A 13,891-nucleotide genomic window follows, 5' to 3' on the forward strand; every position below is an offset into this window, starting at 1 on the left:
CCCCCACCGTACCCGGGCAGTTCGCTCACCCGAGCGATCACAGACGGGGCGCCCCAGGTAAGGTGAGCCTTACTTAATCGATCACGGCCGATCACGGGAGCCCGCCTTGCCGCACACGACCGACACCGTCGCCGCGCGCGAGGAGGGCTGGGTGGAGCTGGGATCACCCGCCGAGTTGCGTGAACTGCTGGGCGAACCTTGGCCCGTGGTGATCGAGAAGGTCCACGACCGGCTCACCGACCAGGACCGGGACATCATCACCCGCTCCCCGTTCTGCCTGCTGGCCACCTCCGACACCCAGGGCAACTGCGACGTCTCCCCACGCGGGGACGCCCCCGGCTTCACGCACATCGTGGACTCGGGCACGCTCGCCCTGCCCGACCGGCCCGGGAACCGGCGCGGCGACAGCTTCCACAACATCCTGGACAACCCGCACGCCGGGCTGCTCTATCTGATACCCGGCGGCAAGGAGGTCCTGCGGGTCAACGGACGGGCCCGCATCCTCACCGACGCCCCGTTCTTCGACGCCATGACGGCGCGGGACGGCAAGCGCCCCACCCTCGCCCTGGTGCTGGAGATTGACGAGATCTATCTGCACTGCCCGCAGTCATTGCGCCGCTCGGGGGTGTGGAATCCGGCCTCCTGGCCGGCCGGCTGAGATCACGGTTCGGGCACCCCCCTCCCGACCTGCACTAAGGTTAGGCTAACCTTCGCCGCGTGAGATCTGGTGAAGAAACGGCCGGCGGACAGCGTCTGCGCGGGCATCAACTTTCGGCCACGGGCGTGACCGTGTCGTACGACGGCGTCGACGTCGTGCACGACGCGGCGATCGCGCTGCGGCCCGGTGAGGTGACCGTCCTGGTCGGCCCCAACGGCAGCGGGAAGTCGACGCTGCTGCGGACGATCGCCCGGCTGCAGCGGGCCCGTGAGGCCGCGCTCAGGATCGACGACGCCACCGACGGCCTCGCCCTGACCGCCCGGGAGTTCGCGCGGTACGTGGCCCTGCTGACCCAGGGCCGGCCCACGCCCAGCGGACTGACCGTGCGGGACCTCGTCGAGTTCGGCCGCTACCCCTACCGGGGCCGCTTCGGCCGCCCCGACCCGGACGCCTCGGCCGCGGTCGAGCGGGCGCTGGCGCTGACCGGGGTCACCGAGCTCGCCGAGCGCGGCGCCGACCACCTCTCCGGCGGGCAGTTGCAGCGGGTCTGGCTCGCGAGCTGCCTCGCCCAGGAGACCGGTGTGCTGCTGCTGGACGAGCCGACGACCTATCTCGACCTGCGCTACCAGATCGAACTCCTCGACCTCGTCCGCGACCTGGCGGACGACCACGGGATCGCCGTCGGGGTCGTGCTGCACGACCTCGACCAGGCGGCGGCCATCGCCGACCGGATCACGCTGCTCGAAGCGGGCCGGATCGTCGCCGAGGGCCCGCCCGAGGAGGTCCTGACCCCGGAGCGGCTGACCGCCGTCTACGGCATCCGGATCGACGTCGACACAGACCCCCACACCGGCCGACTGCGGACCCGTCCGATCGGCCGGCACCACACCCGCAACACCCGAAGCGAAAGGCTCGGCACCACCTCATGAGACGCATCCTGCTCACCGCGGCCACCACCACCGCCGCGGCGCTCACCCTTGCCGCCTGCGGCACCACCGAGCCCGCCGCGGACAGCGCGAAGAAGACCTCCGAGGCGATCACCCTCACCGACTCCACCGGCGCGAAGGTGCAGCTCGACGGTCCCGCGAAGAAGGTCGTCGCGACCGAGTGGAACGAGGTCGAGAGTCTCATCACCCTCGGTGTCGACCCGGTCGGCGTCGCCGACGTCAAGGGCTACAAGACCTGGGACACCGCCGTTCCGCTGAAGAACGAGCCGAAGGACATCGGCACCCGCGGCGAGCCCAGCATGGACACCGTCGCCTCGCTCTCCCCCGACCTCATCGTGGCCAGCTCCGATCTGCCGGACGCGGCCGTGAAGCAGCTGCGGAAGATCGCCCCGGTCCTGGAGATCAAGTCGGCCGACGCGTCCGACCAGATCGGTCAGATGTTCACGAACCTCGACCTGATCGCGAAGGCGACCGGCACCACCGACAAGGCGAAGGCCGCCCGGACGAGCTTCGAGGCCAAGGTCGCCGAGGGCAAGAAGGCCCTCGCCGACGCCAAGCTCGACGGCTCCGACATCGCCTTCTCCGACGGCTATGTCACCGCCAACCAGGTCTCCCTGCGCCCGTACACCGACGGCTCCCTCATCGGCTCGGTCAACAAGCAGCTCGGCCTGAAGAACGCCTGGAAGGTCAAGGGCGACCCGGCCTACGGCCTCGGCACCACCGACGTCGAGGGCCTCACCGGCCTGCCGAAGGACGTGCAGTTCGCCTACATAGGCAACGACGAGGACAAGTCCAGCAACCCCTTCTCCGGTCAGCTGAAGAAGAACGCCGTGTGGACGTCCCTGCCGTTCGTCAAGGCGGACAAGGTGCACCGGCTGCCCGACGGCATCTGGATGTTCGGCGGCCCCGAGTCGATGGAGGCGTACATCGACGCCCTCGTCGGCGAGCTGACGAAGTAGCAGCCGGCGAAACAGCCGCTCGGACGAAGCAGAAGCACCGGAGCCATGGCCGTCACCGAAGCACCCCCCAGCACCACCCGCCCGCCGGCGGCCGCGTCCCGGACGGGCGCGGCCGCGGTGACGGCCGGGCTCGTCCTCCTCGTCGCCGCGCTCGCGGTCGTGGACATCACCCAGGGCACCGCCGCCGTCGGGCCGGCACAGGTGTTCAAGGCCTTGACCGGGCAGGCCGATCCGGGCGACGCGTCCGTGGTCATCGCCTCCCGGCTGCCGCGGATGACCGCCGGCATCGTGGTCGGCGTCGTCCTCGGCATCGCGGGCGCCGTCCTCCAGGCGGTCAGCCGCAATGTGCTCGCCTCGCCCGACACCCTGGCGGTGAACGCCGGTTCGTATCTGGCGCTCGGTCTGGTCGGCGCGACCGGCGTCTCCCTGCCGCTGCTGGCCTCCTCGGGCGTCGCCTTCGCGGGCGGGCTGGTGGCGGCGGCCGTCGTGCTCGCCCTGTCCGGGCTGGGCACGGGCACGGTACGGCTGGTCCTCGCCGGTACGGCGCTGGCGCTGGGCCTGAACTCCGTGACGGAGGGTCTGCTCCTGCTGTTCCCGCAGCAGACGGAGGGCCTCTACCAGTGGAACCAGGGCAGCATCGGCCAGAACGGCTTCGACGGCGTCGTGCAGATGCTGCCCGTCGCCGTGGTGGGACTCGTCGGGCTGCTGCTGGTCGCGCGGCGGGTCGACGCGCTCGCCCTCGGGGACGACGCGGCACGCGGGCTGGGCGTCCCGGTCCACGCCACCCGGGTCACGGTGGTCGTGCTGGCGGCGCTGCTGTCGGCGGCGGCCGTCACCCTCGCCGGGCCCATCGGCTACGTCGGCCTGTGCGCCCCCGCCCTGGTGCGTCCGCTCGCCCGCAGGTTCCGGGGCTTCGTGCGCGCCCGGGCGGCCCTGCCCGTCGCCGGGCTCACGGGTGCCGCGCTGGTGCTCGGGTCGGACGTGCTGCTGCGGGCGCTCGTCCCGTCGGACCGGGCGGTCGCCGTGCCCACCGGCATCGTCACCAGCCTGGTCGGTGCCGTGTTCCTGGTGGTGACGGCCCTGCGGCTGCGGGACACCGCCGGGGCCGACGCGCCGGACCGGCTGCGCATCCCGAGCCGGACGGCGTTCCTGGTCACGGTGGGCGTCCTGGCCGCCGTGGTCGTGGGTGTCACGCTGGCCGGCGTACTGCTCGGCGACAGCAAGCTCCTGCTCGGCGATGTCGCGAACTGGGCGCAGGGGCGGGCCGGTCAGGCCGTCTCCTTCGTGCTGGACACGCGGGTGCCGCGGGTGCTCGCGGCCCTGTGCGCGGGCGCGTCGCTGGCCCTGGCCGGCACGCTGGTGCAGGCCGTGACACGCAACCCGCTCGCGGAGCCCGGGGTGCTGGGTGTCTCCGGCGGCGCCGCGCTGGGCGCCGTGCTGCTGGTGACGACCGTGCCCGCGGCCGGTTCCTGGGGCATCGCGGGTGCCGCGTTCGGGGGCGCCGCGCTGGCCTCCGCCATCGTCTTCGGGCTCGCGGCCCGGGGCGGCTACCGGCAGAACCGGCTGGTCCTCGTCGGGATCGGCATGGCCGCCGGTTCCACGGCCCTGATCAGCCTGCTCATCGTGCTCACCGACCCGTTCAACGCCACGAAGGCGCTGACCTGGCTGTCCGGTTCGACGTACGGGCGGACCATGCCGGACGTCGTGCCCGTCGCGCTCGTGCTGGCGCTGGGTCTGGCCGTCGCGGTCGCGCGGCGCACCGAGCTGGATCTCGTCTCCCTGGACGAGGACACCCCGCGGCTGCTGGGCCTCGGGCTGTCCGGGACCAGGCTGGGCTTTCTGGTGGTGAGCGTCCTGCTGGCCGGGACCGCCGTCGCCTCGGCCGGGACCATCGGCTTCGTGGGCCTCGTGGCGCCGCACGCGGCGCGTGCCCTCGTGGGCCGGCGGCATGTGCGGGTGGTGCCGGTCGCCGTCCTGCTCGGGGCCGCGCTGGTCTGTACGGCGGATCTGCTGGGCCGGACCGTCATCGCCCCGGCCCAGTTGGGCGCCGGGCTGATGACGGCGGTCATCGGCACGCCGTACTTCCTGCGGCTGCTGGTACGGAGCCGAAAGGCGACATAAGCCATCTAAAAGGCCATCAATAGCTAAAATGCCCCACACCTGCCTGTTGTATGGATCCACGCACAACGGGAGTGAGGGAGCATGGCCAAGGACATCACGGACGCGGGCCCGCCACCGTCCGCGAGCCTGAAGCCCAATGCGATCGGGTTCGTCGACGCGCTGGTCATCGGGCTCAACGCGACCTCGCCGGCGTACTCGGTGGCCGCGGTCATCGGCCCGATCGTGGCGCTGGTGGGCATCTACGCCCCCGGGGTGATGATCGCGTCGTTCGTGCCGATGCTGCTGATCGCGTCGGCGTTCTACTACCTCAACAAGGTCGACCAGGACTGCGGCACGACCTTCTCGTGGGTCACCCGGGCCATGGGGCCGTGGGCGGGCTGGCTCGGCGGCTGGGCCATCGCGATGACGGGTGTCCTGGTCGTCGGGTCGCTGGCGGACGTCGCCGTGACCTTCTTCCTGCTCGCGGTGGGCCTCGACAGCTGGGCGGACAACGACGTCGTACGCCAGGTGCTGACGGTGCTGCTCATCGTGGTGATGACGGCCATCTGTGTGATCGGCACCGAGGTGTCGGCCAAGGTGCAGAACGTCCTCATCCTGGCGCAGGTCGTCTGCCTGCTCGCCTTCGCCGTGGTGGCGCTCTACCGCGCCTACGCCGACACCGGAACCCTCGATTCGATCGATCCGAAGTTCAGCTGGCTCGATCCCTTCGGGGCCGGTGGAGCGTCGCTGACCGGAGCCCTGCTGCTGGGCGTGTTCATCTACTGGGGCTGGGAGTCTGCGGTCAACCTCACCGAGGAGGTCGAGGACTCGGCCACCGCGCCCGGCAAGGCGGCCATCTGGTCGACGGTGCTGCTGCTGGTGACCTACCTCGCGGTCGCCTTCGCGGTCGTCGCCTACGCGGGAACGGACTACCTCGTCGAGAACGCCGCCGAGGAGGAGTTCATCTTCGCGCTGCTCGCGGAGGAGGTGATGGGCGGCTGGGACTGGGTCGTGCTGCTGGCGGTCTCGACGTCCGCGCTGGCGTCCACTCAGACGACGATCATCCCGGCGTCCCGCACCGGACTGTCCATGGCCCGCCGGTACGCCCTGCCCCGGCACTTCGCGCACATCAACCCCCGGTTCCGCACCCCGGACGTGAGCACCTGGTGGGTCGCCGGCATCGCCACCGCCTGGTACCTCGTCGTCTACAACATCAGCGAGAACGCCCTCTTCGACTCCCTGACGGCGCTGTCCCTGCTGATCGCGTTCTACTACGCGCTCACCGGCCTCGCCTGCGCGGTGTACTACCGCCGCCAGCTGACCAGGAGTGTCCGGGACTTCTTCCTCATCGGCCTCGGCCCGCTGATCGGCGCCGGGCTGCTGGCGTGGCTGCTGGTGGAGTCCGTCCAGGACATGGCCGACCCCGCCAACTCCGTGACCGGCAGCGCCTGGTTCGGGCTCGGTCCCCCGCTCGTCATCGGCATCGGCGTCGCCGTCGCGGGCGTGATCATCATGGTCGTCTGGCGGCTGACGACCCCCACGTTCTGGTCGGAGCGCCCGAGCACGGTCGACCCCGACCTCGTTCACCGCAAGGAGTCCTGAAGATGTCGGTGATCCTCGGCTACGACGAGTCCCCGGGCGCCCTGCGCGCGCTCAGGGTCGCGATCGAGGTGGCGGCCGCGTACGGCGAACCGCTGGTGATCGTCTACGGCGCGGCGGCCCCGGGTGTCACGGGCGACGAGTACGCCGCCCATCACGAGGCGGTGCGCGAGGCCGGAACCACCGTGCTCGGCCACGCGGTCCGGGTCGCCGACGAGGCCGGTGTGCCCAGCACGGTCGAACTCGTCGACGAGCGGCCCGCGCAGGCCCTGATCGGCGCGGCGGAACGCCATGACGGCAGGGTCATCGTGGTGGGCACCTGGGGCGAGAGCCCGGTGCGCGGGGCGCTCCTCGGCTCGACCCCCCACAAGCTGCTGCACCTGTCGAACGTCCCCGTGCTGTGCGTGCCGGCCGAGGAGTCCTGAGCCCCGGGGTCAGGACGTGCCCGCGCGTCGTTTCACGAGCGGGCTGAAGGCGTACAGGTCGAGGATGTCGGGCCGGGGTGCGACGCCGGGGCCGCCCGCGCGGACCCAGGTGACGATGTCCTCGGTCGCGGCCGGGTCGTTGACCAGACCGAACCACACCGGGCGGGCCCCGGCGGCCCGGCCCGCCGCCGACGGCTGTACGACGATGACGTTGGCCTGGTCGCAGACGTCGAGGCACTCGGAGACCCGCACGGGCGCCGCCTCGCGCAGCCGCTCGGTCTGGGCCGTGTGGTCGACGCCGGTCACCTTGGCGGTGCCGCAGCAGCAGTCCCGGCACACGACGACGCGGCACGGAACCCCTCCGGCCGGGGTTGCGGACATGCCGCACCTGTCCTCTCTCCGGGGAGATCCGCCCCGGTGGTTCGTCGAGGAGGCGACCGCGTGAGTCTCCTGGCTCCCGGGCCGATGGCCGGTCACAGTGGCGGGACCGCGCCGGATTCACACCGGCTTCCTCGTTCCGCCGTCGCCATGTCGCCGGCCATCATTCCATGCGGCCGGTGGAGGGCTTCAGTCCGTCTCATGTGCGTGCGGCTGCGTCGCGGGCGGTTCGGCCGGGCGCTCGCGGCCGCCGTCCCGGCCGGAGGCGACCACGAGCAGCAGTCCGACGACCACGGCCCCGGCGGCGATCCGCCCCGCCGCCCGTGCCGTCCAGGTCGGCCAGGTCACGCCCGCGCGCGCACCGGGTGCGGTGAGCCGTTCGCCGCGCCGGGCGGGCCGCAGCAGGCGCAGCACCAGCAGGGCGGCGACGGGCAGTTGCAGCAGCCACAGCACGGTGCGCGGCCATTCGCCGTACCAGACGTTGGTGCCGTAGAGCAGGGTGTGCCAGACGCTGAGGACGTACACGACGATCACGAACCGGTGCAGCCGGCGCCAGGTGTTCGCGCCGATGCGATGCCGGACGTAGAACAGCAGGCCCAGGGGGATCGCCAGGTACAGGGCGCCCTGCCCGAGGGGGATGGCGATGCGGCCGGTCCCGGAGTCGTACCAGCCGGGCACGAAGGTGTCGGCGAAGCCGGCCCACAGCCGCTCGGCCCACCCCAGCTGGGCCTCGTAGCGCACGAGTTCCGCAGCGAACATCAGGGCGTGCGCGAACATCAGGGCCATGGTGGTCAGGCTCGTGGTGCGGTGCCAGCGCTCCAGGGCCTGCCGGGAGACCGGCAGCCGGCCGGGGCCCGGCCCCGACAGGAGCAGCCCCAGCATGACCGTGCCCCAGGCCCACAGCAGGCCGGACCAGCCGAACGCCTGGCTGAGCAGGTACATCCAGTAGGTGCCGGGGTCGTCCATGAACGGCATGACGGCGACCGTGTCGGAGGTGCCGGACTCCATGCGGGCCCACAGCAGCGCGAACACCGCCGCCGTGACCACGACCGCCGCGGCGGCGTCGGGCAGCGCGGAGCGCAGGTCGCCGCGCAGGGCGACGCGCTCGGAGCCGGGTCTCGGGACGCTCGTCCCGTTCTCGTCGGACCTCGGGTTCACCAGCATCGAGCACAGTCTCACCGAGGGGAGGCGGGTTACCGAGACGCAATCCGGCCAGAGAGACGGCCGGGGTGCGTCGGGGCCCCGGAGGCGCCCTTTCCATCCGCTGTGGGCGTCCCTACGCTGAGGCGCGCAGTCGTCAGGGGAACCCGGTGGGAATCCGGGACTGTCCCGCAGCGGTGAGCGGGAGCCGAACACCGGCCCGCGAGTCCGAGGACCTGCCACTGCGCCCGGGCGTCACGCGCGGGCTGTGCACGGTGACCTCGAGGACTGGGTCGGCGGTAGCGGCGGTCGTCCGGCATGCCCGGGCCGCACCTCCACCCCTGTCCGTGTGTTCAGGGCTCAGGGACGGAGGAACTACACGTGCGTGGTGTCGTGTCCGGCGTCTGTCACGGCACGCTCGGCGAGCTGTACCAGGGGCCGCTGCGGGCGGGCCCCGATCCGGACATCGCGGTGGTGTCGTTCCCCGTGGACCGCCACTCCTGGGTGCATTTCACTCCGGGGGCGGCCCAGCCGCCTCCGCTCGGGGAGAAGGCCCTGACGGCGGCCCGGCTCTTCCTGGAACATCACGGCCTCGCCCTGCCGCCCGGCACCTGGACCGCGCACTCCGAGCTGCGGGTGGGCGTCGGGATGGCCAGTTCGACGGCGGACATCGTGGCGACCCTGCGCTGTGTGGCGGGGATCCTCGCGCTGCCCTGCGACACCGACGTGGTGCTCGGCGTCCTGGCGGCGATCGAACGGTCCGACAGCGTCTTCCTCGACGAGTTCGCCCTGCATCTCAGCGGCCGGCACCGGGTGGTGCGGCGGCTGGGCACGGACATCGGCTTCCACACCGCCTATGTGATCGAGCCGGGCACGGTGGACACCGCCGCCGTGACCTCGCGGCTCCTGGAGCACTACCGGCGCCGCGGGGAGGAGTACGAGCGGTGTCTGACCGACCTGCTGAAGGGCTTCGCCTGCGGTGACGCGGCCGCCATCGCGCGGGCGGCGACCGCCAGTGCCGTGCTGTCCCAGGAGGTGCTGCCCAAGGCGACGTTCGACCGGGTGCTGGCGCACCGGGAGCGGTTCGGTGCCGACGGTGTCTTCGTCGCGCACACGGGCTGTCTGACCGGCTATCTCTTCGTCCGCCGCCCGGGCTCCCGCCTCAGATCCGAACTGTCCGCGTTCTTCCGTTCGCTCGGCCACCAGTGCTCTTTCGCCCAAGGAGGCTACGGGTGATCCACCCCCATATCGCCGACGCCCTGAAGGTTCCCGACCTGGTCCGGCTCACCGACGGGCTCGTGCTGCTCCGGTTCGAGTCGATGAAGATCTACTCGGCGCTGGCCGCCGTGCGCCGATTACTCGACCGGGGTACGGTCCGGCCGGGCCAGACCCTGATCGACAGCTCCAGCGGCATCTACGCCTACGCCCTCGCGCTGGCCTGCCACCGCCACGGCATGCGCTGCCACATCGTGGCGTCCACCACCGTCGACGCCACCACCCGCGCACAGTTGGAGATCCTCGGCGCGACCGTCGAGCAGGTGGAGCCGTCCCGGAATCTCAAGCTCGACCAGGAGTTACGGGTACGGCGGGTGCGCGAGATCCTCGCCGAGCGCCCCGACTGCCACTGGATGCGCCAGTACCACGACGACATCCACTGCCTGGGCTATCACGAGGTCGCCGACCGGATAGCGCAGGCGTTCCCCGACACCCCCCTGACCGTCGTCGGCGGCGTGGGCTCCGGGGCCTCGACGGGCGGTCTCGTGGAGCGGCTCAGGGAGACGGAGCGCTCGGTGCGGCTGGTCGGCGTGCAGCCCTTCGGCAGCGTCACCTTCGGCAGCCAGGACCATCACGACCCCGAGGCGATCATCGCCGGTATCGGGTCGTCGATCGTCTTCGACAACGTCCGCCACCATCTCTACGACACCGTGCACTGGATGGACTTCACCCACGCCATGTCCGGCGCGGTCAGTCTGCTGCGCGAACACGCCGTCTTCGCCGGGCTGTCCACCGGCGCCGGGTACCTGGCCGCGACGTACGAGGCCCGCCGCCACCCCGACCGGCTGCACCTGGTGATCGGCGCCGACACCGGACACCGCTATGTGGAGCGGGTCTTCGCCCGGCACCCGGAGGCCCTGGACCCCGCCTCGCTGAAGCCCTTCGAGGTCCGCGACCCCGAGGAGATGAGCATGCCCTGGTCAAGGATGGCGTGGCGGCGCACGGCCTGCCCGGCTCGGTGGAAGGAGCGGGCGGCATGACCGTCGTCTGTCTGGAGTCGCTGACCTTCGGGCTCGGGCACCTGGTACGCGCCGCCGACCGGCTCGGCGAGCGGCTGCTGCTCCTGACCCGTGACCCCGATTACTACGCCTACGAACTGGACCGGCTGCCCGCCGGCGCCCTGGACGTCGTGGAGACCGACACCTTCGACGTGGAGCGGGTGGCGGAAGTGCTGGGGCGCACGCCGGAGTTGCGGGGCCTGATCAGTTCCACCGACACCTGGACCCTGGCGGGAGCCGACCTCACCGCCCGTTTCGCCCTGCCGGGGCTCGATCCGGAGGTCCTCAGGTTCACCCGGGACAAGGCGGCCGTCCGCAACCGGCTGTACGAGGCCGGTCTCACCCGTGGCCGGGCCGCCGAGGCCGCGGGGCCGCAGACGGAGGCCCGGGAGCTGCTGCTCAAGGAGGTGGGCCTGCCGGCGATCCTCAAGGACTCGGCGGGCACCGGAAGCCAGAACGTCTGGCTGGTCCGCGACGAGGAGGAACTGGACCGGGCCCTGCGGGAAGCGGCGGAACAGACTCTCAAGGGGCGGCTGTTCGCCGAGCCGTACTTCGGCGGGCCGGTGTACAGCGCCGAGACCCTCACCTGGGCGGGCCGCACCCGGCTCCTCGGCGTGTCCAGCAGGCTCATGTCGGCGGAGCCGCGCTTCCGCGAGGAGATCACCGCCTTCCCCGTCGCCTTCCCGGAAGGGCAGGGGGCCTCGCTGGAGCGGTGGCTCGACGAGGTGCTCGCCGCCGTCGGGTACACGGACCGTTTCGCGCATGTGGAGTTCGTGCTGACCGGCGACGGTCCCGAGGTGGTGGAGATCAACCCCCGGATCGGGGGCGCGCTGGTCGGTGAGGGGCTGTGCCGGGCGCTCGGCGTCAATGTGTACGAGGCGATGATCGAGGGCGCGCTCGGCCGCCGTCCCGGTCTGATGGACGCGGAGTTGCCCGGAGGCCCGGCCGTGGCTTTCGTCCTGGGATATCCGGCCGAGCCCGGGGTGTTCACGGGGGTCGCCGGGCTCGACCGGCTGGCGGACCTGCCGGGGTCACCCGCCTGGTACCCCGTCCGCCAAGTCGGGGACGTCGTGGAGCACTTGAGCGACAGCCGCGGCTACGCGGGCATCGTCTACGCCGAGGCGGAGACGGCGGAACTCGCCACGCACCGCGCGGTCGCGGCCGCCAACGCCCTGCGCGTGCTCACCGAGCCCTCCGGTGGGTGAACGGCCCGAGCGGAGCGCCGGGTTGTTCCCGCTCAGTGGCCCGCTGCGCTTCCTGCTGCTCAGTTCCTTCCTGATCCCGCTCGGCAGTTTCATGGTGCTGCCGTTCATGTCGGTGTTCCTGCACGAGCGGCTCGGGATGGGGCTCGGCACGGTCGGTGTGGTGCTGGCCGTGGCGTCGCTGGTGCAGTTCTCCGGCGGTGTCGTCGGCGGGGCGCTCGCGGACCGGATCGGGCTGCGCCGCACGATGCTGTGGGCCCTCGTCGTACGGACGGCCGGGTTCGTCGGCCTCCTTCTGGCCCTGCGCTGGCCGCCCCTGGCGGTCGGCGCGCTGGTGCTGACGTGCTGCGGAGCCGCCCTGTACCTGCCCGCCAACAAGGCGTACCTGGTGCACGGGGTGGACGAGGAACGCCGGCCGGCGTTCCTGTCGGCGGGCAACGCGGCACTCAACGCGGGCATGGCGGTCGGCCCGTTGATCGCCGGGCCGTTCGTGCTGTCCTCGCCCGGCTGGCTGTTCGCGGCCGTCACGGCGCTGTTCCTCGCGGTCACGGCGGGCCACGCCGGGCTGCCCGCCGCAGGGGAGCGCCCACCCGGCACGGAGGTCACCCGGCAGGGTCTGCTGGCCGGGGTGGCCGTCCTGCCGTTCGCCGCCAACGCGCTCGCGTTCTACCTGTACTTCCACTTCCAGCACTTCCTGGCGGTGTACGCGGTCGAGCAGGCCTCCAGCGAGTTCTACAGCCTGGTCCTGCTGCTCTGCTTCACGCTGGTCATCGTCGTCCAGCCGCTCGCCTCCGGGCTGATCCGGCGCATGCCGTACGCGCTCGCGCTGACGGTCGGATTCGCGGGTCTGGCGGCCGGGCTGGCCGTGCTGGCGGTCGGCAGCCGGACCGCTCTGCTGGCGGGCGGGGCGCTGATCACCCTGGGCGACATCGTGCTGTTCCTGAAGAACGACCTGGAGGCGCTGCGCCGCAGCCCGCGCTCCGACGCCGTGGTCTTCGGCCAGCAGCGGCTGGCCGCGGGGCTCGGCGCCTGCGCGAGCGGGGTGCTGGGCGGGCAGCTGTACGGCCTCGGCGAAGGCGCCGGGCACACCGGCTGGTTCTGGCTGCTGGCGGCCGCGCAGTGCCTGCTGCTGCCTCCGCTGCTGCTCTTGCTGCGAAGGCACGCCGAGCGGCGAATGCAGGTCCCATCAGACGAAGAAGGAGCACTGAAGCCGCATGACACGGACGGGCGGGTTCCAGGACGATGACTTCTGGACGGAGTTCCACGACTTCCTCTTCTCCGAACAGCGCCACACCCAGGCCGAGGAACTCCTCGGCACCTCTCCCCTGCTGTCCTTCACGCCCGGCGCCCGGGTGCTCGACCTGTGCTGCGGCCCGGGCGTGTTCACCGTGCCGCTCGCCCGGCGCGGCTACGAGGTGACGGGCGTGGACCTCAGCCCGGCCCTGCTGGACCGGGCGCGCAAACGCTCGGCGGACACCGGCACCGACGTCAGCTACGTCCAGGCGGACGCGCGTGAGTTCGAGGCGCCGGGCGGCTTCGACGTCGTACTCAACATGTTCACCTCGTTCGGCTACTTCGAGGACCCCGCCGACAACGCGCGCGTGCTGCGCACCATGTACGACTGCCTGGCCCCCGGCGGCACCCTCGTCCTGGACCTCGCGGGCAAGGAACTGCTGGCCCGCAAGGTCACCCCGCCGAAGGTGGTGACGCGCGGTGAGGACCTGATGGTGCAGACGGACACCGTGCTGGACGACTGGGCGCGGCTGCGCAGCGACTGGGTCCTGGTGCGGGGCGAGCGGGTCACCCGAGCAACGCTGGTGTGGTTCGTGTACAGCGCCGTGGAGCTGCGGCGAATGGCCGAGGAGGCGGGGTTCGGGGGCGTGGAGGTCTTCGGCGGTTTCGACGGCCGGCCCTACGACGAGAACGCCGAGCGGCTGGTGCTGCGGGCGGTCCGGGAGGTGTGACGTGGGCACGGGGCGTGCGGGGCGGGGTCGCACGCCCTGTTGACCGCGACGGCGCGGAACGTACTATCACCAGGTCATCGCCGCGACGGGAGACAGGAAGCCGGTGCGAATCCGGCACGGTCCCGCCACTGTGACCGGGGAGTGCACCCCTTCGACACGCCACCGCGCGAGCGCGGGAAGGCGAGGGGGAACGTCGATCCGGGAGTCAGGACACTGACCCGCCGCGGGCCCGATCCGAGGAGCGCG

General features: G+C 71.9%; 13 protein-coding genes and 3 riboswitches. Of the genes, 11 read left to right on the plus strand and 2 right to left on the minus strand.

Going from position 1 to position 13,891, the window contains the following annotated elements:
• The first annotated feature begins 106 nt into the window (after nucleotides 1-106).
• The 6 genes from NNW99_RS06040 to NNW99_RS06065 all read left to right on the plus strand — a co-directional run bounded on the left by NNW99_RS06040 (nucleotide 107) and on the right by NNW99_RS06065 (nucleotide 6,688).
• Nucleotides 107-658 (plus strand): MSMEG_1061 family FMN-dependent PPOX-type flavoprotein, encoded by a 552-nt coding sequence (locus NNW99_RS06040; RefSeq protein ID WP_215117660.1) that lies wholly within the window; start codon nucleotides 107-109, stop codon nucleotides 656-658.
• Between the two features lie 59 nt (nucleotides 659-717).
• On the plus strand, nucleotides 718-1,587 hold the full coding sequence (locus NNW99_RS06045) for an ABC transporter ATP-binding protein (protein WP_215117661.1): 870 nt from the start codon (nucleotides 718-720) through the stop codon (nucleotides 1,585-1,587).
• The gene (locus NNW99_RS06050) at nucleotides 1,584-2,564 is read left to right on the plus strand and encodes an iron-siderophore ABC transporter substrate-binding protein (RefSeq protein WP_215117662.1); all 981 of its coding nucleotides are present in this window, start codon (nucleotides 1,584-1,586) and stop codon (nucleotides 2,562-2,564) included. The genes NNW99_RS06045 and NNW99_RS06050 overlap by 4 nt, the downstream gene beginning before the upstream one ends.
• Nucleotides 2,565-2,609: 45 nt before the next feature.
• On the plus strand, nucleotides 2,610-4,685 hold the full coding sequence (locus NNW99_RS06055; protein ID WP_215117663.1) for an iron ABC transporter permease: 2,076 nt from the start codon (nucleotides 2,610-2,612) through the stop codon (nucleotides 4,683-4,685).
• Between the two features lie 81 nt (nucleotides 4,686-4,766).
• On the plus strand, nucleotides 4,767-6,266 hold the full coding sequence (locus tag NNW99_RS06060) for an APC family permease (RefSeq protein WP_215117664.1): 1,500 nt from the start codon (nucleotides 4,767-4,769) through the stop codon (nucleotides 6,264-6,266).
• A 2-nt stretch (nucleotides 6,267-6,268) separates the two neighbouring features.
• Nucleotides 6,269-6,688 carry a universal stress protein gene (locus NNW99_RS06065; protein WP_215117665.1) on the plus strand — a complete coding sequence of 140 codons (420 nt, stop codon included), beginning with the start codon at nucleotides 6,269-6,271 and terminating at the stop codon, nucleotides 6,686-6,688.
• A 9-nt stretch (nucleotides 6,689-6,697) separates the two neighbouring features.
• On the opposite strand, the gene NNW99_RS06070 is transcribed toward NNW99_RS06065, so the two are convergent.
• Together NNW99_RS06070 and NNW99_RS06075 are read right to left on the minus strand one after the other, a co-directional pair.
• Nucleotides 6,698-7,069: a (2Fe-2S) ferredoxin domain-containing protein gene (locus NNW99_RS06070; RefSeq protein WP_215117666.1), complete on the minus strand. Its 372-nt coding sequence runs from the start codon at nucleotides 7,067-7,069 to the stop codon at nucleotides 6,698-6,700.
• A 62-nt stretch (nucleotides 7,070-7,131) separates the two neighbouring features.
• Nucleotides 7,132-7,206, minus strand: a riboswitch (cobalamin riboswitch).
• Nucleotides 7,207-7,255: 49 nt separating this feature from the next.
• Nucleotides 7,256-8,230 carry a ferric reductase-like transmembrane domain-containing protein gene (locus NNW99_RS06075; RefSeq protein WP_215117667.1) on the minus strand — a complete coding sequence of 325 codons (975 nt, stop codon included), beginning with the start codon at nucleotides 8,228-8,230 and terminating at the stop codon, nucleotides 7,256-7,258.
• A gap of 135 nt (nucleotides 8,231-8,365) precedes the next feature.
• Nucleotides 8,366-8,444: riboswitch (cobalamin riboswitch) on the plus strand.
• Between the two features lie 143 nt (nucleotides 8,445-8,587).
• Between NNW99_RS06075 and NNW99_RS06080 the strand changes: the two genes are divergently transcribed.
• Genes NNW99_RS06080 through NNW99_RS06100 form a run of 5 tightly spaced genes read left to right on the plus strand, consistent with a single transcriptional unit; the run spans nucleotide 8,588 to nucleotide 13,645 of the window.
• A complete protein-coding gene (locus tag NNW99_RS06080; RefSeq protein WP_251057720.1) occupies nucleotides 8,588-9,442 on the plus strand; it encodes a hypothetical protein in 855 nt (284 codons plus the stop codon).
• Nucleotides 9,439-10,461 carry a cysteine synthase family protein gene (locus NNW99_RS06085; RefSeq protein WP_215117668.1) on the plus strand — a complete coding sequence of 341 codons (1,023 nt, stop codon included), beginning with the start codon at nucleotides 9,439-9,441 and terminating at the stop codon, nucleotides 10,459-10,461. The genes NNW99_RS06080 and NNW99_RS06085 overlap by 4 nt, the downstream gene beginning before the upstream one ends.
• Nucleotides 10,458-11,684, plus strand: coding sequence for an ATP-grasp domain-containing protein (locus tag NNW99_RS06090; RefSeq protein ID WP_215117669.1), 1,227 nt, complete (start codon nucleotides 10,458-10,460; stop codon nucleotides 11,682-11,684). The genes NNW99_RS06085 and NNW99_RS06090 overlap by 4 nt, the downstream gene beginning before the upstream one ends.
• Before the next feature lie 22 nt (nucleotides 11,685-11,706).
• Nucleotides 11,707-12,927: an MFS transporter gene (locus NNW99_RS06095; RefSeq protein WP_251057721.1), complete on the plus strand. Its 1,221-nt coding sequence runs from the start codon at nucleotides 11,707-11,709 to the stop codon at nucleotides 12,925-12,927.
• Complete coding sequence (locus tag NNW99_RS06100) at nucleotides 12,896-13,645, plus strand: class I SAM-dependent methyltransferase (protein WP_215117671.1); 750 nt, start codon at nucleotides 12,896-12,898, stop codon at nucleotides 13,643-13,645. Before NNW99_RS06095 ends, NNW99_RS06100 begins: the two co-directional genes overlap by 32 nt.
• A gap of 92 nt (nucleotides 13,646-13,737) precedes the next feature.
• Nucleotides 13,738-13,861, plus strand: a riboswitch (cobalamin riboswitch).
• Nucleotides 13,862-13,891 lie beyond the last annotated feature (30 nt).

The organism is Streptomyces sp. CRCS-T-1 (assembly GCF_024442335.1).
Classification (GTDB): Bacteria; Actinomycetota; Actinomycetes; order Streptomycetales; family Streptomycetaceae; genus Streptomyces; species Streptomyces koelreuteriae.